A 20,072-nucleotide genomic window follows, 5' to 3' on the forward strand; every position below is an offset into this window, starting at 1 on the left:
CGGATGACCGGCGATGGGCCTGATCGCATGCGGGTGTCCATGTTCGAGGTGGCGGGTGAAACCGGGGCCGCCCGGTAAAATCCGCCGATGCTATTGGTCAAACAGGAGCTGCTCGCCCAGTTGGCGGACACGCTCGAATCCCTCTCGCCTGGCGCCGGCGCCAAGGCGGCCTTCGAATCGCCCAAGGTGGCGGCACATGGTGATTACGCAAGCACGGCGGCCATGCAGCTGGCCAAGCCGCTGTCGCGCAAGCCCCGCGATCTGGCCCAGGACATCAGCGATGCGCTGATGGCGACGCCCTCTTACCGTCAATGGGTCGAGGCCATCGAAATCGCAGGCCCTGGCTTTCTCAACATCCGCCTCAAGCCTGCGGCGAAGCAGCAGGTGGTGCGCGAGGTGCTTCAGGCCGGCGAGGCCTTCGGCCGCCGGGCAGCACCCGCCGATGGCGGCGAGCGCGTGCTGGTCGAGTTCGTCTCGGCCAATCCGACCGGCCCGCTGCACGTCGGCCATGGGCGCCAGGCGGCGCTCGGCGATGCGATCTGCAACCTGCTGGACACCCAGGGCCTGAGCGTCTGGCGCGAGTTCTATTACAACGACGCCGGTGTACAGATCCAGACGCTGGCCAACAGCGTGCAGCTTCGCGCCAAGGGGCTGAAGCCCGGCGACGATGGCTGGCCCGAGGCGGCCTACAACGGCGACTACATCGCCGATATCGCCGCTGACTTTCTCGCCCGCAAGACGGTCAAGGCCGACGACCGCGAGTTCACCGCCAGCGGCGACATCGACGACCTCGATGGCATCCGCCAGTTCGCCGTGGCCTACCTCCGACACGAGCAGGATCTGGACCTTCAGGCCTTCCGCGTTCGCTTCGATCACTACTACCTCGAATCGAGCCTGTACACGAGCGGCCGCGTCGAGGCCACCGTCAAGAAACTGGTCGACGCCGGCAAGACCTACGAGCAGGACGGCGCCCTTTGGCTGCGCAGCACCGACTACGGCGACGACAAGGACCGCGTGATGCGCAAGTCCGACGGCGGCTACACCTACTTCGTGCCTGACGTCGCATATCACATCGCCAAGTGGGAGCGCGGTTTCCACAAGGTCGTGAACATCCAGGGCACCGACCACCACGGCACCATCGCCCGCGTGCGCGCTGGCTTGCAAGCCAGCGGCGTGGGCATTCCCGCCGGCTATCCCGACTATGTCCTGCACACCATGGTGCGCGTGATGCGCGGTGGGCAGGAAGTCAAGATCAGCAAGCGCGCCGGTAGTTACGTCACCCTGCGCGACCTGATCGAGTGGACCAGCACCGATGCGGTTCGGTTCTTCCTGCTCTCGCGCAAGCCCGATACCGAATACACCTTCGACATCGACCTGGCGCTGGCGCAGAACAACGACAACCCGGTCTACTACGTTCAATACGCCCATGCGCGCATCTGCTCGGTGCTCAAGGCCTGGGGCGGCGACGTGGCTTCGCTCGGCGACGCCGACCTGTCGCTGCTCGACAGCCCCGCGGCCCAGTCGCTGATGCTGATGTTGGCCAAGTATCCCGAGATGCTGACCGGCGCCGCCGCCGACTTCGCGCCCCACGATGTCACCTTCTACTTGCGCGAACTGGCGGCGAGCTATCACAGCTACTACGACAGCGAGCGCATCCTGGTGGACGACGAGGCCCTCAAGCGCGCGCGTCTGGCGCTCGTCGCCGCCGCTGCGCAGGTGCTGCACAATGGCTTGGCAGTTCTAGGTGTGAGCGCGCCGCGCTCGATGTGAGGCAGCAAGAGTTCTTCATGGCAAGTACGAAAAGAAAGAAGCAGTCGGGCAATACCTTCATCGGCCTGGTCATCGGGCTGGTGCTGGGCTTGGGCATCGCCCTTGGCGTCGCGGTCTACGTGACCAAGGTGCCGATTCCGTTCATCGCCAAGACGCAGCGCCTCGGCCCGTCGGACGAGTCCGAAGCCCAGCGCAACCGCGATTGGGACCCCAATGCGCCGCTGGCGGGCAAGGCTGGCCAGCGTCCGCCTGCCTCGACGGTGACGACCACCAACGTGCCGGGCGCGTCGTCCGCCCCGGCGGTCGGCGGAGTCGTCGGCGCGCCTGCTGCCGGTAGCGGGCTCAGTGCGCCAGCCGTGGTCGGCGGTGCCGGCACGGCGCCCGTCGCGCCGACGCGCCCGCCGCGCAGCGTTTCCGGCGTCAGCCCCGACTCGTCCGACCCCATCGGCGACCTGGCTCGCTCGCGCATGGGCGCCGGCGGGGCGTCGAGCGGCACGGCCGTCGCCAGTGCCACGCCTTCGGCCGACGCGGGCCCCGATCCCTTCATCTACTTCGTCCAGGCCGGCGCATTCCGCACGCCTGAAGATGCCGAGGCGCAACGCGCCAAGCTTTCGCTCATGGGCGTGCAGGCGAGGGTGACCGAGCGCGAGCAATCCGGACGCACCGTCTATCGCGTTCGCACCGGGCCATTCGGCAAGAAGGAAGAAGCAGACCGCATGAAGGAGCGCCTGGACGGCTCCGGCATGGAAGCGGCGCTGGTGCGCGTGCAACGTTGAGCGCCTAGGCGCATCTCGAGCCGGAACTTCGGGAACGGAAGGCGGCTCTGAAGTCGATCAAGGAGAACTGATGAAACGTCGTGATTTTTCGCTCGCCGCCACCGCGGTCGGGCTGGCCCCGTGGATTGCCGCACCGAGCGCACATGCGCAAGCTGCCTTCAAGGCAGGCACCGACTATCTGGTGCTTCCGCGCACCGTGTCGGTCGACGCGCCGGCGGACAAGGTGGAGGTGGTCGAGTTCTTCTCGTACAACTGCCCGCACTGTGCCGAGTTCGAGCCCATGCTCGAGGATTGGCTCAAGAAGCTGCCGCCCTACGCGGCGTTCCGTCGCGTGCCGGTGCCTTTCGTGGGCAGCGACGTCGCCACCAAGGCCAAGCTGTACTACGCGCTCGAGGCCATGGGCAAGGTGGACACCTATCAGCCCATCATCTTCAAGACGATCCATCGTGATCGCCAGCCCCTCACCGGCGATGCCGCCGTCCTGGCCTGGGCGGCCAAGCAGCCCGACCTGGGCACCAAGTTTGCCGAGGTGTTCAATTCCTTCACCGTGGCCAGCAAGGTCAAGCGCGCCACGCAGCTGACCGAGGACTACAAGGTCGGCGGGGTGCCCGCGTTGGGCGTCGCCGGAAAGTGGTACGTCGACGGCGAAACCGCTCGCGGCCTGCCGCGTGCCCTGCAGGTGGTCGAATTCCTGGTCGGCCAGGCTCGCAAGAGCTGAGCCGGCAGAGCAAGTCCCAGGCCAGACCAGGCTGTTATCCTGCTGCCGGCAAGTTCGAAGCCCGCGCTTTGCGGGCTTTTTTCATGGAGCAGACCGGATTGCCCTCTACAATGACCAGAGCAAGTTTCGTGCCCTATGACGTTCTGTAACGCACTCCCCCAAAGCCGCAACACCGATGCGTCCGTGCGCCAGCCGTGGCTGTCCAGCGCGGCCGGCGGTCTGGTCGCCCTCGCCCTGGCCTTTGGCACGGGCCTGGCGCAGGCTGAAAAGGCCGATCGCGACAAGCCGATGAACATCGAGGCCGACGCGATGCGCTACGACGACCTGAAGCAGACCAGCGTCTTCACTGGCAACGTCGTCGTCACCAAGGGCACGATCGTGCTGCGCGGCGCGCGCATCGACGTTCAGCAGGATCCGGAGGGCTATCAGCACGGCGTCGTCACCGCCGCGCCGGGCAAGCGGGCCTATTTCAAGCAGAAGCGCGATGGCGCGCCAGGCAGCGACGAATGGGTGGAGGGCGAGTCCGAGCTCATCGAATATGACGGGCGCGCCGAAACGGTGAAGTTCATCCGGCAGGCGGTCATGCGTCGCCTGGTGGGCACCAAGGTCAACGATGAGACCCGCGGCGCGATGATCACCTACGACCAGGTCAACGACACCTACAGCGTCAGCGGCGTCGCCGAGCAGCAGGGCAGCCAGCCGGCCTCGAACGGTCGAGTGCGCGCCGTGATTGCGCCGCGCTCCGAAGAAAAGCCAGCCGCGCCCGCACAGTCGGCGCCGCCGGCAGGCTCGGGCCTGCGCCCGAGCACCACGCTCGGGGGACCGAAGCAATGATCGACCGCGCGGACGCCACCGCCAACAACGGCGATCGCAACGGCTCCAGTCGGCTGCAGGCCCGCAGCCTGCAGAAAAGCTACGGCAGCCGCATGGTGGTCAAGGATGTGTCGCTCGAAGTGCAAAAGGGCGAGGTGGTCGGCTTGCTGGGCCCGAACGGCGCCGGCAAGACCACGTCGTTCTACATGATCGTCGGGCTCGTTCGAGCCGACGATGGGCAGATCAGCATCGACGGCGAGGCCATCGAGCACATGCCCATCCACCGCCGTGCGCGCATGGGCCTGAGCTACCTGCCGCAGGAAGCATCGATCTTTCGCAAGCTCAACGTGGCCGACAACGTGCGTGCCGTGCTCGAGCTTCAGATGGAGCCCGACGACAAGGGGCGCTTGCAGCCGCTGTCTCGCCAGCGCATCGAAGAGCGCCTGAGCGAACTGCTGGCCGACCTGCGCGTCGACCATTTGCGCGAATCGCCTGCGCTGGCCCTGTCGGGCGGCGAGCGCCGGCGGGTGGAGATTGCGCGCGCGCTGGCCACGCAACCTCGCTTCATCCTGCTGGACGAGCCGTTTGCCGGCATCGATCCGATCGCCGTGATCGAGATCCAGCGCATCATCGGGTTCCTTCGTGATCGTGGCATCGGCGTCTTGATCACCGATCACAACGTGCGTGAGACGCTGGGCATCTGCGATCACGCTTACATCATCAGCGACGGGCATGTGCTGGCACAGGGCACGCCCTCCGAAATCGTCGACAACGCGGACGTACGCAGGGTGTATCTGGGCGAACACTTCCGCATGTGAGCGCATGAGTCGATGAAGCAAAGTCTGTCGCTGCGGGTCTCGCAGCATCTCGCCCTCACTCCTCAACTGCAGCAGTCGATCCGGCTGTTGCAATTGTCGACGCTGGAGTTGAGCCAGGAGGTCGAGCAGATGCTCGACGAAAACCCGTTCCTGGAACGCAACGGCGAAGAAGCGCCGCGCGAGGAATTCGGGCTGGACAGCGAGGATGCGCCCAGTGCTCGCGACGTGCGCGACGAGGATTCGGCGGGCATGGCGCTGGCCAACGGCAGCGACACGGGCACGGCGACCACGACGGAGTCCGACCTGGGCATTGCCGAACTGCCCGTCGACACCGCGGACAGCACCCCCGACTGGGAAGGCGACGGCAGCATCGAGTTTTCTCCGGACGACAGCGAATGGGGCGGAGATGCCTTGCCCCGCAAGAGCAACATCGACAGCGACGAGCATGCCGACGCCACCGAGTTGGCACGCGGCCACGAGTCGCTGCAGGACTTCCTGCACCGCCAGGCGCTCGCCTTGCGCCTGGACGAGGTCGATCGCGCTGCCTTGCGTTTTCTGATCGAGTCGCTCAACGACGACGGCTATCTCGAAGATTCGCTGCCCGCCCTGGCCTCCGGGCTGGCAGGCGACGACAACGACCAGTTCGACGACCTGGTGCACCGCTTCCAGGTGGCGCTGGGCCTGCTGCAAAGCCTGGAGCCCGTCGGAGTGGGGGCGCGTGATCTGGCCGAATGCCTGTCGATCCAGTTGCGTGCCCTGGGGCAGGATGGACGGATCGAGCCCGAGGTGCTGACCGTGGCCCAGGCCATCTGCAAGCAGCAGATGACGTTGCTCGCGCGCCGCGACTTCAAGCGCCTGGCCACACTCACCCGCAGCAACGAGGACAAGGTCCGTACGGCCATGCAGGTCATCGCCAAGCTCGAGCCCAAGCCCGGCCGACGTTTCGCGAATGTGGAGCGCAACGTGGTGATTCCCGACGTGATCGTCACTCGGGTGGGCAACGGCACGCAGGCGAAGTTGCGGGTGCAGCTCAATCCGGACGTGATGCCGCGCCTTCGGGTGCATGACATCTACGCGGGTGCGCTCAAGGGCCACAAGGGCGACGGCAGCCAGGCGCTGAGCCAGCGACTGCAAGAGGCGCGCTGGTTCATCAAGAACATCCAGCAGCGCTTCGACACCATCCTGCGCGTGTCCAATGCCATCGTCGAGCGGCAGAAGAACTTCTTCATGCATGGCGAGCTGGCGATGCGCCCGCTGGTGCTGCGCGAGATCGCGGACGAACTGGGGCTGCATGAATCGACCATCTCTCGCGTGACCACCGCCAAGTACATGGCCACGCCCTATGGCACGGTGGAGCTCAAGTATTTCTTCGGTTCGGCCCTGGGCACCGAGACCGGCGGCAACGCATCCAGCACGGCGGTGCGGGCCCTGATCAAGCAGTTCGTCGGTTCCGAGGATGCCGGCAAGCCGCTGTCGGACAGCCAGTTGTCGGAGATGCTCAAGGAGCAGGGCATCGAATGCGCTCGGCGGACCGTGGCCAAGTACCGCGAGGCGCTGCGCATTGCGCCGGCGAACCTGCGCAAGGCGCTCTAGGCTAGCTTTCGCCGGCCTGCGTCGCCAGCAGCAACGCGCGCAGGGCCCGCGGCTGCATCGGCTTGCGCAAGGCAAACCAGCCCCGGTCGCGCGCCAGTGCGCGCGCGGGCTCGTCGATGTCCGCTGACACCAGCGCAATCTTCAGCTTTGGCCGCTTGCGATGCAGCCAGTGGGCAAGGCGCACGCCATCCATGCCACCGGGCAGGCGGATGTCGCACAGGGCCAGATCCACCAGGTTCAGGTCGATGCCGCTGTCCAGCAGTTCGTCGGCGCTGCCGAAGATCTGAACGTCCACTTGCCAGTGGCGCAGCAGCGCCGCCAGGCTTTCCGCAACCACGGCGTTGTCTTCCACCACCAGGACGGAAAGGCCCGAGGGCATCGGCGCGTCCGTGTCGATGTCGGTATCCGGCACTTCTGACGCACCGGGGTCCACGGACGCGCCGAGCGGCAGGTCCGTCTGCTGTCCGCTTGGCTTCGCCACTTCGAACGCGAAGGTCGCGCCGCGCCCCGGCGAGGAGCGCAAGGTGATGCACGTGCCCATTCTTTGCGCCAGCCGCCGCACGATCGCCAGGCCCAATCCATGCCCGTGCCGCAGATTGCGCGCCGCGTTGCCCACCTGCTCGAAGTCGCCGAACACACGCTCGTGCTCTTCGACCGCGATGCCGATGCCGTTGTCGCGCACCTCGATGCGCCAACCTTCGCCACTTCGGCGGCAGGCCACCAGAACGCGGCCGTTGCGCGGCGTGAACTTGATGGCGTTGTCGACCAGGTTGGCGACGATGCGGCGCAACGCCACCGCGTCGCTCCAGCCGACGGCATGCACAGGGCAGTGGATACGCACCACCCGGCCATCCTGCGCCTGGGCAAACTGATCGAGCAAAGGCCCAAGTCGCACGGCAGAAAAATGAAGCGGGTCGGCCCCGGCTTCGATGCGGCCGATCTCCAGCAGTTGCTGCGTCAGGCCTTCGAGTGCGGACTGGGCACGCGCCAGCGCGTCGAGCGTTGACTGCAGCGTCGCCGGGGCGGCGCCTTCTTTCACCTGATGCTGCAGCACTTCCGCCTGCAGGCCGATGGCCATCACCGGTTGACGCAGGTCGTGGTTGGCCGCCGAGAAGAAGCGCAGGCGCTCGGCCTGAGCCAGTTCGGCCGCCTGCAGACCGATCAGCGCTTGCGCGCGGCGTTCGCTTTCGTCGTGTCGTTGGCCGATGGAGTCTTCCAGCTTGCGCGAACGTTCGGCCACCTGGCCCCACATCAGCACGATCAGCCCCGCGCCAAGCGCGGCCAGGCCCATCATCGGCGGCGCGCCAAAGAGCAGCGCCATCAGGATCAACGGCCCCAGCAGCAGCACGATGGCCATCTGCATCGTGCGCGCCACGTAGGAAACGGAGAACGACGACGACAGCGTCATGCCCATCATCACCAGCCCCAGCATCAACTGGGCGACCGTGTCGGCCGTGTCGAAGAGCAGCACACCGGCGAGCCCGTGCACGCCTTCGTGGACCGCAACGCGTGTGCTGTGCAGACGCAACTGCCTGGACAGGTTGGTGGCATCCAGCGTCTCGGGCAGGCGCTGTGGGAAAAAGGCGCGCCAGGCGGTGCTGGCCGCAATCAGTGCGATCCACAGCAGTGCCATGCCGGGCGAATACAGCCAGGCGAAGAGTGCGGCGATGGCGAGGTCGAGCAGGAACTGGACCGCCAGCACGGCATTGCTGGGCTGCGTGCTCAGTCGCAGCAACTGGGCATCGATGACCGTCCGCGCATCCGCCACATGGGCAGATGGGCCGGCTTCCTCGGGCTCAGTCGGGCTGGATGAGGTCATCGCTGGGGTGAATATAGAGGAGGGGCGACAATCGCGGCATGCGATCCATGCAATTGTTCTTGCCTTGCGCCGCCGGCGTCGAGGATTTCCTGGCCCAGGAGGTCCACCGTCTCACAGGCCTGGCCGGCGAGTCGCTGATGGTCGCGCGTGGCGGCGTCAGCGTCCGCGCCGGCTGGGCGGACGCCATGAAGCTCAACCTTCACCTGCGATTGGCCCAGCGCGTGCTGGTGCAGGTTTCGCGCACGCCCTATCGTGCCGAGGACGACCTCTACCGCGCCGCGCACGACGTGCCCTGGGAGGAGTGGTTCACACCGCGCCAGAGCTTCAAGATCGAGACAACCTCCCAGGCCAGCCCGCTCAAGAGCTTGAACTTCGCCACCTTGCGCATCAAGGACGCGATCGCCGACCGCTTTCGTGAGCGCGCGGGCGGCGTTCGGCCCAGCATCGAGACCCAGCGACCCGACGTTCGCGTGTTCGCCCACCTTGATGCCGAATTCCTGAGCCTCTATGTCGACACGAGCGGCGAGCCGCTGTTCAAGCGTGGCTGGCGGGTGGACAAGGGCGATGCGCCGCTCAAGGAGACGCTGGCCGCCGCCATGCTGGCCGCCAGCGGTTGGTGGAATCCGGAAACCGGCCAGGTGTCGGCTGATCAGCCGCTGTACGACCCTTGCTGTGGCAGCGGCACCATCGTCATCGAGGCGGCTCAGATTGCCGCCGGCATGGCCGCAGGGGCGCAGCGGCGCTTCGGTTTCGAAAAGCTGCTGCCGTTCAAGGCGGCCGATTGGCAGGCCCTGCGCGCCCAGGCCATGGCGCAGGACAAGCCGGCCGGCGCGGCCGTGGTGCAAGTCTTCGGCTCGGACGTGGCGCACCGGATGGTGGACTTTGCCGAGCGCAATGCCGAGCGTGCCGGCGTGTCCGGCCTCGTTTCGTTGCGCGGTGGCGATGCGCTGCAGCGGATGCCGCCGGCCGACGGGGGCGTGATCATGCTCAATCCGCCCTACGGCGAGCGCATTGAGGTGGGCGGCGTGGCCGGCGCTGGCGCTAGCAGGCGCGGCCCACGCGTCGGCCGCGAGCGGGCGCAGATGACCGAGACCGCCCAAGCGGCGGATGGCTCCGCAGGCCCGGACGACGCGGGCGCGGACTTCTTCGCCAAACTGGCGACGCACTGGAAGAAGAACTACCCGGGCTGGACGGCTTGGGTGCTGACGCCCGATCTCAAGCTGCCTTCGCGCATGCGCCTGAAGGAATCACGCCGGGTGCCCATGTGGAACGGGCCGATCGAATGCCGGCTGTTCAAGTTCCAACTGCAGGCCGGGTCGTTCCGGGCGCCGGGTGCAGGTGCAACGCCAAGCGATGCCGCCTGAAGCGCTGTGAGCCTGTGAACGTCGACGTCGTTCTCGATACCAACATCGGGCTCGATCTGCTGGTGTTCGAAGATCCCGCCTGTCGGCCATTGCGTGCTGCCTTGGATGACGGCCGTGTGCGGTGGATCGCCACCGCGCCGATGCGCGCAGAAATGGCGCGCGTCCTGGGCTATCCGCTGATCCAGGCTCGGCTGGCTCGCATCGAGCGCACCGCGCAGCAGGTGTTGGACGCGTTCGACGCGCAGGTCAGCCAGGTTGACGTGCCGGATCCGGGGCCAGCTGGCAGCCCGGCTTGCGAAGATCCCGACGATCAGATGTTCATCGACCTGGCCGTGGCGCATCGAGCATTTCTGCTCAGCAAAGACCGTGCGGTGCTGCAGTTGCGGCGCCAGCTGGAGGCGTGCGGGGTGCCGGTGATGACGCAGTGGCCGGCGTGAGCTCAGGCCCGCCCTTTCAGTACCACCACTTTTCCTTGTCCTTGCCGCTTTCGGCTTCTGCCGGCATGGTGGCGTGGTCCCAGTCCGCCGGGGCGGACGTCTGCGGCAGCGGCGCGGTCAGCAGGCGCAACGCCTCCTCGGTGCTGAGCACCTCATCCAGCGCTGCGTAACGCAATTCGAAGTTGCCGATCTCGATGCAATCGCCGTGCGCGAGCAGGTGGCGATCGATCAACTCGCCATTCACGATCGTGCCGTTGAGGCTGTGCAGGTCGACCAGAAATGCCCGGGGGCCATCGAATTCAATGACCGCATGGGTGCGGCTGACCCGGCGCGAATCGAGCGGCAGGTCATTGGTGGCGCTGCGACCCAGGGTGACGCACGGCGGCTGCACGGGCAGCTGCCGAATGTTCCCGGCGGCATCCATCAGGATCAGCTTTGGCATGCGCAGAAATTCGACGATGTAGACATAAAGCAAACATATCGTCGCCGCAGTGCCGCCATGACGCAATCCGCCAAAAGTGGGAGAAACGCGCCGGTCGGCGTAGGCCGTGCGCCTTGTTCGACGCGCGGTGCCTGAGCCCGATCAATAGCGTGTGGGTTCGCAATGCGCCGGATCGGCGCTGTACCAGCGCGCCAGGAGGCGGGCCGCGGCTCTCACCCGCTGGGTATCGCGGCCCCAGCGTCGGCCAGCGGGCAAGCGCCGCAGCCAGCGCATCCGGCGGGCGGCCGTCGAAAGGCGAGCGCGCACTTCCTCCTGCGCTTCTGCCAGCACGGCATGCCAATGGTGGCCGGCGGCATGGGGCGCGGAAGCATGGACCAGCGCCCCGGTCGAATGCAGGTAGCTGAGCCAGTCGCGCGCCTGGCATTCGTCCAGGCTCAGTGTTTCACCCGGGTCATCTTCGAAATCGATGTAGCCGATCACCCCGTCGGGGCATCGAACCAGGTTGCGGGCAAACGCCTGGCTGAGGTAGCAGCCTGCCCGGTGGACGCGGGCAATGGCCTCCAACCCTTCGCGCCAAGTGGCCAGCAAGGTGGCTGGCCCGGCGGCGGCGGCTTGCTCCAGGCGCTCTTGCATCATCTGGGCGCCGACGCCGCTTTCGCCCAGGTCGGAGATGAGCAGTCCATCCGCCTGCTCGGCCAGCACCTGGGGCACGCGCAAGCCAGCCTGGGCAAGCTTGCGCAGGCGTTTCGCTTCGATGGCAATGGCTGCTTCGCCGCCCGGATTGGGCACGGGCTTGAGCACGTCGAGCCGGAACATTCCGGCGGCCAGGCCAAGAAGGCGGTAGCGTGCCATGCTGTGGCGTGGCCCGGCCTTCTTGAGCCAGACGCGTTCGTCGCCCAAGCGATGACGGTCGATCAGCTTGACCTGCTGGGGCAGTGCGAGCTTGAGGAAGCCGGCATAGTCCAGGGCTGCCTGCGAATCGCCGCCGTCCATTTCGAGCGGCGCGGGGGCGGAGGCCGTGCCCCGACGCGAGAACAGCCGCGCCGAGCCGCCGCCGGATCGCAAGGGCACTTTCATGGGATGCGCCGACGTGGGCGGCGCGCAGTCGGAGGGGAAGAAATGAGAAGAAAAATCGCAGTGCTCGCAGGAGGCTTCGCCCTGCTGCATCATAGAGGGTTGACGTGACGCCATGAATCAGAACCAACCCTCCGATCCCGACGGCCCCTCCGGCGCCGCTGCCGGCGCTGCGCCGGACCCCTTGAAGCCCGAGGATTTCGATTTCCTCGACGGCGAGCTCGACGCCATGCGCGAGGCGAATCCGGAGGTCCCCGAATGGGAGTTCTGCGAAGGCTTCCTGGCCGCGCTGGTCTGTACCCGGCGCCCGATCGAGCCTTCCGAGTATTGGCCAGAGCTCCTGGGTGGCGATTTCGTGGCAATGCGGCACATGGAATTCACCTGGCGTTGGAAGCGTCGCCAGGCGGAGATCGAAGCCGCGCTGGACGCGCCTGTGCAGGCGCTCGATGACGATCGCGCCTACCAGCCCGAAATGCTCGACGTGCGCGGTGCGCTTGCTGCCCTGCCGCCCGACCAGAAGGTGGAAGAGGAACTGGACATCGAGAACAGCGGCGCCATTCCCTCCTATGGACAGCTGTGGGCGCTGGGCTTCATGACGGTGGTCGAAACCTGGCCCGAGGAATGGGCCGCTCCGCGCGACAAGGAGGCCGCGTCGCTGCTGCAATCAGCGCTGGATGACATCGAGACGCTGACCGAAGACGACCGCGCCGCGCCTGAGTTTTCGATGTTTGCCGAGGATGGCCCGCCGAGCGTGAGTCGTCAGCGCCTGGAGCAGATCGACCTGGCCGTCTGGGCGGTCTATGACTTGCGCAAGTTCTGGCGCAGCATGGGGCCGCGCGCGGTGACGGTGCGCAAGGAAGCGGAGCCGGGCCGCAACGACCCGTGCCCCTGCGGCAGCGGCAAGAAGTTCAAGAAGTGCCACGGCGCGGGCTGACGCCCGCCAGCCGGCCCCGGCTCAGAGCTTGAAGGCAGCCCGGGTCTCGGGCTTGACCAGATCCAGGTATTCGGGGTGCTTGCGGATGTACCCGGCAATGAACTGGCAAACCGGAATCACGAACTTGCCACGTGCCCTGGCCTCGTCCAGCACGTGGCGCGCCAACCCGGAGCCGACGCCCTGGCCTTCGAAGGCGGGCAGCACTTCGGTGTGCGTGAACATCAGCGCATCCGGGTGCACGTTGTATTCGGCAAAGCCGGTCAACTGGCCGTCCCGATGGGCCTCGAAGCGGTGCTGCTGCACGTTGTCGGAATAGACCAGGGGCGATGCGGAAGCGGTGTTGCTCATGAGGCCTCGATCATGTGAAGAAGGTTCTGCAGGGCGAAATGCACGGTGGCGGCGCGGACGGCGGCGCGGTCGCCGTCGAAGCGGCGGCGCTCGGTGCGCGTCTGGCCAGCGACCGACCAGCCGAACCAGACGGTGCCCACTGGCTTGGTGGGGCTTCCGCCCGTCGGCCCGGCCACGCCGGTCACCGCGACCGACACCTGCGCTTTCGAGCGGGCGATCGCGCCTTCGGCCATGGCGCGCGCCACGGGCTCGCTGACGGCGCCGTTTGCATCGATCAACGCGGCGTCGACGCCCAGCAATTCGGTCTTCGCCGCATTCGAGTAGGTGACGAAGCCGCGCTCGAACCAATCGCTGGAGCCGGCCAGGTCGGTGCACGCGCCGGCGATCAGGCCGCCGGTGCAGCTTTCGGCGGTGGCCATCATCGAGCCGCGCTGGCGCAGCGTGTCTGCCAGCCGGGCGACCAGGTCGGCCGTGGTCGGTTCCGTGGAGGAAGTGGTGCTCATGTTGATTGCTGCCCGTCCATCAAGAGGAAACGAAGGCCCGCCAAAGCGCGATCACCAGCAGCGTGCAGAAGGCGGCGACCAGGTCATCGAGAAGGATGCCAAAGCCGGCCGCGCGCCAGCGCGTGGCTTGCGGCGCTGCGCTGCGTTGCTTGAAGAGCTGGTCGGCCCAGCGCACCGGTCCGGGCTTGGCCGCGTCGAAATAGCGGAACAGCGCAAACGCAATCACCTGTGCCAGCAGCCCGGCCGGCAGCACCAGCCAAAGCACGATCCAGAAAGCGACCACTTCATCCCACACGATGCTGCCCGGGTCGGCGATGCCCATGTGCCGCGCCGTGACGGTGCAGGCCCACCAGCCGATCGGCAGGCCGGCCAGGATGATCCAGCCGATCGTGGCCGGCGGAAGCCAGCTCTGCATGACCAGGAACGCCGCCCAGGCCCACAGCGTGCCCACCGTGCCCGGTGCCCGCCTTGCCAGGCCCGATCCAGCGCCCAGCGCGATGAAGTGCGCCGGATGGGCGAATAGGAACTTGACGGTCGGGCGCGCGGGTGCGGCGGAGGCGGCGCTGGCGCGGCTCGAAGAATCCGGTGAATCCGGGAAGGAGGCCGAAGGTGGCGGCGTGGTGGAGGGCGTGTCGGCGGGCATCTCGGGTGATGTTAGCTGCCCGCGCCGCGCAGTGTCGCCCCGCGCCTCAGATGGAAGAAATCAACTTCGCGCCGCACTCGGTCTTGTCGCCGTCATAGGCCAGCAGCTTGCCCATGTGGCGACGCGGGCCCGCCGGAACGAGGCGGAATTCGCCTTTGCACTTGGGGCACTTGGCAATGCAGTCCTCGCCTGCCACTTCGATGCCCATGGCATCGAGCCCGGGCAGCGATGTCGTCACCACGCCGCCGTGGTCGGTCTTGTCGCCTTTGCGGATCACGCCGCGGCCTTTTTCGTCTTTCATGCTTGGCTCCCTGTTTGTGTTCGTGTTGATGGCTTGCTCAAGCCGTCCTGTTCTGCATGTCGTCGTTGGCAGGCGCAAGGCTCGTGTTGACGCCTGAAGTGCTGCCTTGATAGGCCTGCCGCCAGCGGATGTAGCCCTCTCGCTCGACGGTAATGTGAATGGCCCGCATGGCCGTCTTGAAGGAGCTGTCTTCGGCCATCTTGCCGATGAAGCCGGCATAGGAGTCGTGGACCCAGCCGTCGAAGAACTCCCCTACCTCTTGCGCGACCTTGATCTTCTGGATTCTCGAGAAGATCTCGCGAGCCTTGGCGTGTTCCGTTGTCGAGTTGAGCCATTGCGTCAGGCCGGCGGATGGGCTTTTCAATCCGAACACGAACTTGAACTGATCCAGGAATTCCTGAGAGCCGCTCAACTTCGCCACTTGCGCGGCAAAGATATCCTGGCCTTGGCGGTAGTACTTCAATCCAGCAGGGTCGACGTCCCTTGCATAGCCCACGCTCTTGAGCTGCTCGAACCCCTTGCGTTCGTTCACTTGATAGCGCCAGGCCAGGTAGACCTCGCCGTGCTCGCGCAGTGCCTTGTAGGTGCTCAGGCCTTTGGCGATGCCGCAGTGGTCGATGTAGCTTTGGACTGCTGCCCGGGCGGTGGGGAGGTCGGCGAGGCCGAAGCTTTCAATCAGATCTTTAGAACTGCGAAGGTCGAGCCAAGGGCTCGGTGCATGCCCATGGGTCGACAGCACAGCGGCTTCGTACATCGCGTTGAGCGGCACGTTGGAAAGCCTCATCCCGTCGCTCTTGATGGGAATGGCCTTGGGCGTGACATAGCGGCGGTCGTACTCGATGCGCACCCCCTTGCCCTGTACGCCTGCGGCATAGCCGCCGCCCACGTCGCTGTGCACGCCGGGGCAGACATGTTCCTGGCAGTTCTCCGGCAAGCTGTTGCCCTGCATCACGCTGTCGCTGGGGAAGCTGGTGCGCAACTCATGCAGCGCCACGTAGTGCACGCAGTTCTTCACCTTGGGATGGATGCGCAGGTCTTCGGCGTTGCCCCAGTCGTTGTGGCCGGTGCCCACGATCGTGGAGTCCGATAAGCCCACCGACGACACCGTGTCGAACAGCCCCAGCATCCGCACGCAACTGGGCGCGCCAAACAGCTTGTCGCCGTGAAGCAGGTACTTGAACAACCAGTTGACGAATACGCGCGCCTGTGCGGCGCCGCGACTGAAGCCGAACACATCCAGATAGATGGCTTGAATCGAGGGGCGTGCCTTTCGTGAAGTCACGGCCGCCCATAGCTCGTCGCGGGTCTTCCTGAAGAATTCGTCTCTGACCTTAGGGGCATCGACCAGGCCGCATTTCAGCCCCATCTTCTCAAGTGCGATTGCGTCCTTGTGGACAGATGGCGAGAGCATGGGGAAAGGCGACTGTAGGTGTGCGACCGACGTGGTGGAACAAAGCGCTGCGAGTTGCCCTTGGTCGTAGCGCTCCGTGCTGCTGTTCAGCACCTGGTGAACAGCGTTGCAGATCTGAAGCAAACCGAGAACGATGCGTGCCTCCCCTCCGTTGCCGGTTGATCCTCCTTGAAATTCCCCCGCAGTCTTGCCGATCTCCTTGAATGGCGTGCCGACACCTGAGATGTAAAAGCCAAACGTCTGCTTGTTGTCGGTTGCGTACGCCCTGCTCAGCTTCCATACATTGGTGTCTTCTGTAGGTAGGTAGTGGTAGTGGTTGTTGCCTGTGCCATCGAAGAAGAGGCCGATATTCAGAACGGTCCCGCATTGGAGACCGTTGGGCCATGCCAATTGCGGTATGGCCTTGATGGCTGCAGGTTGAAGTACGTCTAGGAATTTCCCTTGCATCTTTTCTCTCCCTTCTTGGACTACTTGTTTGATGTCGAAGCTGACTCTGATCGAGCGGACGGAGCAGGCGCAGGCTCCGGCTGTTCGCCCGGGAGTGGCTGGTAGGCTGGGGGCAAGCCCTCGAGCCTTGGCCCCGGGTAGTTAGGGTGTTGTGTGCCGGTTCGGGTCACCCAGAGCTCCACTCGGTGGCCGGGCAGAAAGTGCACTCGGAGGCCGGAACTGTTTTCCGGGGCTACTGCAAAGTGGATTGGCGCTCTCGCTTCGTGCCAAAGTGACTCATCGACATTCAGGCGATTGGTCTTCCATCGGACCGTGACGACTACGGGTTCCTTAGGGATGTTCCGAGGCAGGAGCACGCAGCAATCGCCTGCATTGGTTTCGCCCCATCCACGATAGAGCCCGGCTCGGAATTCATCGATGGAAACTTGCGCCACTTCGATGCCGGTGCCGTAGTGGGTTACGCCCGCAACCGCCACGCCAATCGTTGACTTGTCTGGAAACAGGTCCTTGGATTGGCTGTCACAGCCTGTCGCGAGCGCCGCGAGGGCGATCGCCGCCAGCACCGCGCGCGCATTGACCCAACTGCGTTGCACCCAGCTTCGCCAGCTTTGTCTTACATGACCGGTCGTTATCAGACGCGCTGGCCGGCGCATTGCAGAATCTTCATGGCTTTTCATCTCTTGCTCCCTGTCTTTGTCGGTCTTGAGCGCGGCGAATTCGCTTCGACTCAAGACCAAATCCCCATCGCGCTCAAGCCGTCGTCCTGAGCGCCTGCTGATACTTCTCTTTCAGCCACTCGCGATCCTTGAAGCGCCCCGGCTCGCGCTCGAACACCAGGCTCGCAAACTGAAGCAAGGGCCCCCGGCTGGGATTGCCTGTGCTCTTCCAATAGTCAAAGCACGCTCGCGCCGCGTCGTAGTGCAGTTGCGTCAGACGCTCTTGCTGAAGAGTCGGATGCTTGTTGATGGCGCTGAGCAGCGAATCCGGCTCGCTTGCCTCGATGAGCTGTTCGATCTGCTCCTCGCTCAGCCGGAAGATTTCGGGCTCTCCCTCCAAAGGCTGGCCCTTGCTGTCCGACTCGTGGATCGTCAACGTGTTGCCACGGCGATCGTTGATCTGCCACCTGGCGATGGGCGCCGACATCGCGCGCCATTGCCGTTCGGTCAGGATGCGTGGCAGGTAGCTCATCACGCGTGCATCGGCGATGCGCACGCCGTAGGTGTCGCCATGCCTGTCCCTGAACAAGCAAAAGCCCAGCAGATGCTGGGCCAGCGCCTTTCCCGTCAGGGTGGTGCTGATCAATGCCGCATGCAAGCGATGCGGAAAAGCCTCGAGAACTCGATCGAGTTCTTTGCGTTCCGGGCTTTCACGTGGCAATGCCCGCGACTCCACCAGGAAGGGGCCGACCAGCCGCAGCTTGTCCCTTGGATAGATCGGCGTCAGCCAGGAGATGTCGGGGTCGTTGAAGATCTTGGAGTCGCCAAGCACACCCGCGGCCATGGCGCCATCCAACAGACAGTAGACATTCATCGGTGCCCCCTGCTCATCCGACGGAGGGCGTGCACCGTTCGGCCCCGATAGGCCAACGCATCAATCACTTGTTCAAGCTCCCTGCGATTCAGTCGCAAACGCCGAAACGATCGAGTGACAGTTCGATCACGGTTTCGGGTTGGCGAGTCGCCGGGAAGATGTTAGCGAGAGGAAGTCAAGGCGCGCATGTCTTATGCCCGCACATGTGCCCTTTTGATGTCACCCGAAGTGATCGAATGACAAGAACTGTTGCTGCGTCAGTGCCTGGCCGTTGGCGTCCACCCATCGCAAGCCGGGCTGCACGTCGATGCTGCCGATGCGTGTGACGGCCGTTCCGGTCGCATGCCCGGCCTGCTCGACCCGCGCGCGAGCCGAGGTGGGCGCGCAGAACGCCAATTCGTAGTCATCGCCGCCGGACAGTACCAGCGCACGACGAGCGTCCGCGCTCAAGGCGAGCGCGGCAAACTCCGAATGACGCGATGCGGCCATGCATGCAGCCGCTGCGTCCGCGTCCAACGTTGCGCCCACCCCGCTCGCTTCGAGAACGTGGCGCAGATCGCCGGCAAGGCCGTCGCTCAGATCGAGCGCGGCGGTGGCGATGCCGCGCAGTGCCAGGCCAAGTGCCACGCGCGGCGTGGGCATTTCCATTCGATCGCGCGCCAGTTGCGCAAGCCCCGGCGGCAAGGTCAGCTTGCCGCGGAACATCTCGAGTGCCATGCGGGCATCGCCCAGCGTGCCGCTCACCCAGATGTCGTCGCCGGGCTTGGCGCCGCTGCGCAGCAAGGCCTGGCCTGTCGGCACTTCGCCGAACACGGTGATGCAGATGTTGAGCGGTCCGCGCGTGGTGTCGCCGCCCACCAGTTCGCATTCGTGCGCATCGGCCAAGGCCAGCAGCCCGCGCGAAAAGCCTTCCAGCCAGGCTTCGTCCACCGAAGGCAGCGCCAGCGCCAGCGTGAAGGCCAGCGGCTTGGCGCCACAGGCGGCCAGATCGCTCAGGTTGACCGCCAGCGCCTTGTGGCCCAGGCGCAGCGGGTCGACCGTCGAAAGAAAGTGGCGCCCTTCGACCAGCATGTCGCTCGACACGGCCAGTTGCATGCCCGGCGCGGGAGCGAGCAGTGCGCAGTCGTCGCCCACGCCCAGGGGTGATCGCTTCGCGGGCCGCTTGAAGTAGCGCGCGATGAGATCGAACTCACCCATGCTCGCCCCGGAAGCGCAGCGCGGCCTGGCGCACCACTTCTGCCAGCAGGCGCTCCTGCCCCTGGCGCTCGCGCAGCCAGCGCGCGTCGTTGTGGCTGGCCTCCACGTCGGTGCGAAGCTGCGCCATGCCCTCGGTGGCGTCCAGCGCTTCGGCATGCCATTCGAGCTGCGACATGGTCATCAGGATGTGTTCGCGCAGCGGCATATGGTCGCCGGTGGCGGGGTCGACATACACCGCATCCATGCCGAAGCGGCAGGCCTGGAAGCGGTTGTAGGTGTAGACGAGGTAGTCGTCCTCGCTGGGCGTGAAGGGCTGCTCCTGCAGGAACCATGCGGCCAGCGACTGGACGTAGCCGGCCAGCGCCGCGGCCCGCTGAACCGTGAGCGGCGTGTCGAACACGCGGATCTCGATGGTGCCGAACTCCGGCTTGGGCCGGATGTCCCAGTAGAAGTCCTTCATGCTGCGCACGACGCCGGTGCGCGTCATGCGTTCGAAGTAGTGACCGAATTCATTCCAGCTCAACATGAAGGGCGCGCGGCCCGACAGCGGGAACGCGAACACCGAGTTGAGCCGCGCGGAGTCGAACTGCGTGTCTTGTCCCTGCACGAATGGCGACGATGCCGACAACGCGATGAAGTGCGGGATGTAGCGCGACATGCGGTGCAGCATGAGCAGCGCGCCGTCGGCGCTGGGGCAGCCGATGTGCACGTGCTGCCCGAAGATGGTGAACTGCTTCGACAGGTAGCCGTAGAGCTCCGACAGCTCCCGAAAGCGCGGCTTGTCGTAGATGCGCTGTTCGTGCCATTGCTGGAAGGCGTGCGTGCCGCCGCCGACCACGGCGATGTTGAGCTTGTCCGCGCACCGGACCAGCGCATCGCGAATCGGCGTGAGCTGCGCGATCACGTCTTTCGCCGAGTGGCAGATGCCGGTCGAGATCTCGATCATGCTCGACGTCATTTCTGGCACCACGCTGCCGGGCAGCGGCGTCTGCGCCATCAGGCGCAGCATGTCCTGGGCGAACGGGGTCAGGTCGAAGTCGTGGGTGTTGACCAGCTGCAGCTCGAGCTCGACGCCGAGCGACAACGCCTCGGATCGAGAGAAAGGCTCCAGCGCCACCACGCGATCTGCATGCG

General features: G+C 65.7%; 21 protein-coding genes. 9 read left to right on the forward strand and 12 right to left on the reverse strand.

Annotation, left to right across the window (positions count from 1 at the left end; all coding sequences use genetic code 11):
* The first annotated feature begins 87 nt into the window (after positions 1 to 87).
* From argS to QTH91_RS10355, 6 genes are all read left to right on the forward strand, one after another.
* The gene (gene argS, locus QTH91_RS10330; RefSeq protein WP_286659992.1) at positions 88 to 1,770 is read left to right on the forward strand and encodes an arginine--tRNA ligase; all 1,683 of its coding nucleotides are present in this window, start codon (positions 88 to 90) and stop codon (positions 1,768 to 1,770) included.
* A 17-nt stretch (positions 1,771 to 1,787) separates the two neighbouring features.
* The gene (locus QTH91_RS10335; RefSeq protein WP_286659993.1) at positions 1,788 to 2,546 is read left to right on the forward strand and encodes an SPOR domain-containing protein; all 759 of its coding nucleotides are present in this window, start codon (positions 1,788 to 1,790) and stop codon (positions 2,544 to 2,546) included.
* A 70-nt stretch (positions 2,547 to 2,616) separates the two neighbouring features.
* Positions 2,617 to 3,264, forward strand: a complete 648-nt coding sequence (locus QTH91_RS10340; protein WP_286659994.1) for a thiol:disulfide interchange protein DsbA/DsbL — start codon at positions 2,617 to 2,619, stop codon at positions 3,262 to 3,264.
* 135 nt (positions 3,265 to 3,399) lie between these two features.
* Positions 3,400 to 4,098 carry a lipopolysaccharide transport periplasmic protein LptA gene (lptA, locus tag QTH91_RS10345; protein WP_286659995.1) on the forward strand — a complete coding sequence of 233 codons (699 nt, stop codon included), beginning with the start codon at positions 3,400 to 3,402 and terminating at the stop codon, positions 4,096 to 4,098.
* Complete coding sequence (lptB, locus tag QTH91_RS10350) at positions 4,095 to 4,895, forward strand: LPS export ABC transporter ATP-binding protein (protein ID WP_286659996.1); 801 nt, start codon at positions 4,095 to 4,097, stop codon at positions 4,893 to 4,895. The genes lptA and lptB overlap by 4 nt, the downstream gene beginning before the upstream one ends.
* Before the next feature lie 12 nt (positions 4,896 to 4,907).
* Positions 4,908 to 6,488, forward strand: coding sequence for an RNA polymerase factor sigma-54 (locus tag QTH91_RS10355; protein WP_286659997.1), 1,581 nt, complete (start codon positions 4,908 to 4,910; stop codon positions 6,486 to 6,488).
* 1 nt (position 6,489) lies between these two features.
* Here QTH91_RS10355 and QTH91_RS10360 read toward each other — a convergent pair whose 3' ends face one another.
* The gene (locus QTH91_RS10360) at positions 6,490 to 8,307 is read right to left on the reverse strand and encodes a hybrid sensor histidine kinase/response regulator (RefSeq protein WP_286659998.1); all 1,818 of its coding nucleotides are present in this window, start codon (positions 8,305 to 8,307) and stop codon (positions 6,490 to 6,492) included.
* A 38-nt stretch (positions 8,308 to 8,345) separates the two neighbouring features.
* Between QTH91_RS10360 and QTH91_RS10365 the strand changes: the two genes are divergently transcribed.
* Positions 8,346 to 9,671, forward strand: coding sequence for a THUMP domain-containing class I SAM-dependent RNA methyltransferase (locus tag QTH91_RS10365; protein ID WP_286659999.1), 1,326 nt, complete (start codon positions 8,346 to 8,348; stop codon positions 9,669 to 9,671).
* A 14-nt stretch (positions 9,672 to 9,685) separates the two neighbouring features.
* A complete protein-coding gene (locus tag QTH91_RS10370) occupies positions 9,686 to 10,108 on the forward strand; it encodes a putative toxin-antitoxin system toxin component, PIN family (RefSeq protein ID WP_286660000.1) in 423 nt (140 codons plus the stop codon).
* 16 nt (positions 10,109 to 10,124) lie between these two features.
* On the opposite strand, the gene QTH91_RS10375 is transcribed toward QTH91_RS10370, so the two are convergent.
* Together QTH91_RS10375 and QTH91_RS10380 are read right to left on the reverse strand one after the other, a co-directional pair.
* The gene (locus QTH91_RS10375; RefSeq protein ID WP_286660001.1) at positions 10,125 to 10,616 is read right to left on the reverse strand and encodes an FHA domain-containing protein; all 492 of its coding nucleotides are present in this window, start codon (positions 10,614 to 10,616) and stop codon (positions 10,125 to 10,127) included.
* A gap of 75 nt (positions 10,617 to 10,691) precedes the next feature.
* On the reverse strand, positions 10,692 to 11,627 hold the full coding sequence (locus QTH91_RS10380; RefSeq protein ID WP_286660002.1) for a BUD32 family EKC/KEOPS complex subunit: 936 nt from the start codon (positions 11,625 to 11,627) through the stop codon (positions 10,692 to 10,694).
* Between the two features lie 112 nt (positions 11,628 to 11,739).
* On the opposite strand from QTH91_RS10380, the gene QTH91_RS10385 reads away from it, so the two are divergent.
* Complete coding sequence (locus QTH91_RS10385) at positions 11,740 to 12,558, forward strand: UPF0149 family protein (protein ID WP_286660003.1); 819 nt, start codon at positions 11,740 to 11,742, stop codon at positions 12,556 to 12,558.
* A gap of 21 nt (positions 12,559 to 12,579) precedes the next feature.
* Here QTH91_RS10385 and QTH91_RS10390 read toward each other — a convergent pair whose 3' ends face one another.
* The 9 genes from QTH91_RS10390 to QTH91_RS10430 form a co-directional block, all read right to left on the reverse strand.
* Positions 12,580 to 12,906 carry a GNAT family N-acetyltransferase gene (locus tag QTH91_RS10390; protein ID WP_286660004.1) on the reverse strand — a complete coding sequence of 109 codons (327 nt, stop codon included), beginning with the start codon at positions 12,904 to 12,906 and terminating at the stop codon, positions 12,580 to 12,582.
* Complete coding sequence (locus tag QTH91_RS10395; protein WP_286660005.1) at positions 12,903 to 13,409, reverse strand: CinA family protein; 507 nt, start codon at positions 13,407 to 13,409, stop codon at positions 12,903 to 12,905. Before QTH91_RS10395 ends, QTH91_RS10390 begins: the two co-directional genes overlap by 4 nt.
* 19 nt (positions 13,410 to 13,428) lie before the next feature.
* Positions 13,429 to 14,052, reverse strand: a complete 624-nt coding sequence (locus tag QTH91_RS10400) for a phosphatidylglycerophosphatase A family protein (protein ID WP_286660006.1) — start codon at positions 14,050 to 14,052, stop codon at positions 13,429 to 13,431.
* A 46-nt stretch (positions 14,053 to 14,098) separates the two neighbouring features.
* Positions 14,099 to 14,353, reverse strand: coding sequence for a PAAR domain-containing protein (locus QTH91_RS10405; RefSeq protein ID WP_286660007.1), 255 nt, complete (start codon positions 14,351 to 14,353; stop codon positions 14,099 to 14,101).
* 37 nt (positions 14,354 to 14,390) lie between these two features.
* Positions 14,391 to 16,211, reverse strand: a complete 1,821-nt coding sequence (locus QTH91_RS10410) for a T6SS phospholipase effector Tle1-like catalytic domain-containing protein (RefSeq protein ID WP_286660008.1) — start codon at positions 16,209 to 16,211, stop codon at positions 14,391 to 14,393.
* 20 nt (positions 16,212 to 16,231) lie between these two features.
* The gene (locus QTH91_RS10415) at positions 16,232 to 16,942 is read right to left on the reverse strand and encodes a DUF3304 domain-containing protein (protein ID WP_286660009.1); all 711 of its coding nucleotides are present in this window, start codon (positions 16,940 to 16,942) and stop codon (positions 16,232 to 16,234) included.
* A gap of 19 nt (positions 16,943 to 16,961) precedes the next feature.
* Positions 16,962 to 17,741: a DUF4123 domain-containing protein gene (locus tag QTH91_RS10420; RefSeq protein ID WP_286660010.1), complete on the reverse strand. Its 780-nt coding sequence runs from the start codon at positions 17,739 to 17,741 to the stop codon at positions 16,962 to 16,964.
* 219 nt (positions 17,742 to 17,960) lie between these two features.
* Complete coding sequence (gene thiL / locus QTH91_RS10425) at positions 17,961 to 18,938, reverse strand: thiamine-phosphate kinase (RefSeq protein WP_286660011.1); 978 nt, start codon at positions 18,936 to 18,938, stop codon at positions 17,961 to 17,963.
* A complete protein-coding gene (locus QTH91_RS10430) occupies positions 18,931 to 20,055 on the reverse strand; it encodes a YbdK family carboxylate-amine ligase (protein ID WP_286660635.1) in 1,125 nt (374 codons plus the stop codon). Before QTH91_RS10430 ends, thiL begins: the two co-directional genes overlap by 8 nt.
* Positions 20,056 to 20,072 lie beyond the last annotated feature (17 nt).

Origin of the sequence: Variovorax dokdonensis, assembly GCF_030316895.1 — a bacterium.
GTDB classification, from domain to species: domain Bacteria; phylum Pseudomonadota; class Gammaproteobacteria; order Burkholderiales; family Burkholderiaceae_C; genus Variovorax; species Variovorax dokdonensis.

Excerpts from the sequence above, each read along its gene's own strand:
- QTH91_RS10385 (WP_286660003.1), top strand. The coding sequence starts at position 11,740 with ATGAATCAGAACCAACCCTCCGATCCCGACGGCCCCTCCGGCGCCGCT.
- QTH91_RS10365 (WP_286659999.1), top strand. The coding sequence starts at position 8,346 with ATGCGATCCATGCAATTGTTCTTGCCTTGCGCCGCCGGCGTCGAGGAT.
- QTH91_RS10395 (WP_286660005.1), bottom strand. The coding sequence starts at position 13,409 with ATGAGCACCACTTCCTCCACGGAACCGACCACGGCCGACCTGGTCGCC.
- thiL (WP_286660011.1), bottom strand. The coding sequence starts at position 18,938 with ATGGGTGAGTTCGATCTCATCGCGCGCTACTTCAAGCGGCCCGCGAAG.
- QTH91_RS10400 (WP_286660006.1), bottom strand. The coding sequence starts at position 14,052 with ATGCCCGCCGACACGCCCTCCACCACGCCGCCACCTTCGGCCTCCTTC.
- argS (WP_286659992.1), top strand. The coding sequence starts at position 88 with ATGCTATTGGTCAAACAGGAGCTGCTCGCCCAGTTGGCGGACACGCTC.
- QTH91_RS10335 (WP_286659993.1), top strand. The coding sequence starts at position 1,788 with ATGGCAAGTACGAAAAGAAAGAAGCAGTCGGGCAATACCTTCATCGGC.
- QTH91_RS10360 (WP_286659998.1), bottom strand. The coding sequence starts at position 8,307 with ATGACCTCATCCAGCCCGACTGAGCCCGAGGAAGCCGGCCCATCTGCC.
- lptA (WP_286659995.1), top strand. The coding sequence starts at position 3,400 with ATGACGTTCTGTAACGCACTCCCCCAAAGCCGCAACACCGATGCGTCC.
- QTH91_RS10410 (WP_286660008.1), bottom strand. The coding sequence starts at position 16,211 with ATGCAAGGGAAATTCCTAGACGTACTTCAACCTGCAGCCATCAAGGCC.
- QTH91_RS10420 (WP_286660010.1), bottom strand. The coding sequence starts at position 17,741 with ATGAATGTCTACTGTCTGTTGGATGGCGCCATGGCCGCGGGTGTGCTT.
- QTH91_RS10405 (WP_286660007.1), bottom strand. The coding sequence starts at position 14,353 with ATGAAAGACGAAAAAGGCCGCGGCGTGATCCGCAAAGGCGACAAGACC.
- lptB (WP_286659996.1), top strand. The coding sequence starts at position 4,095 with ATGATCGACCGCGCGGACGCCACCGCCAACAACGGCGATCGCAACGGC.
- QTH91_RS10355 (WP_286659997.1), top strand. The coding sequence starts at position 4,908 with ATGAAGCAAAGTCTGTCGCTGCGGGTCTCGCAGCATCTCGCCCTCACT.
- QTH91_RS10340 (WP_286659994.1), top strand. The coding sequence starts at position 2,617 with ATGAAACGTCGTGATTTTTCGCTCGCCGCCACCGCGGTCGGGCTGGCC.
- QTH91_RS10380 (WP_286660002.1), bottom strand. The coding sequence starts at position 11,627 with ATGAAAGTGCCCTTGCGATCCGGCGGCGGCTCGGCGCGGCTGTTCTCG.
- QTH91_RS10390 (WP_286660004.1), bottom strand. The coding sequence starts at position 12,906 with ATGAGCAACACCGCTTCCGCATCGCCCCTGGTCTATTCCGACAACGTG.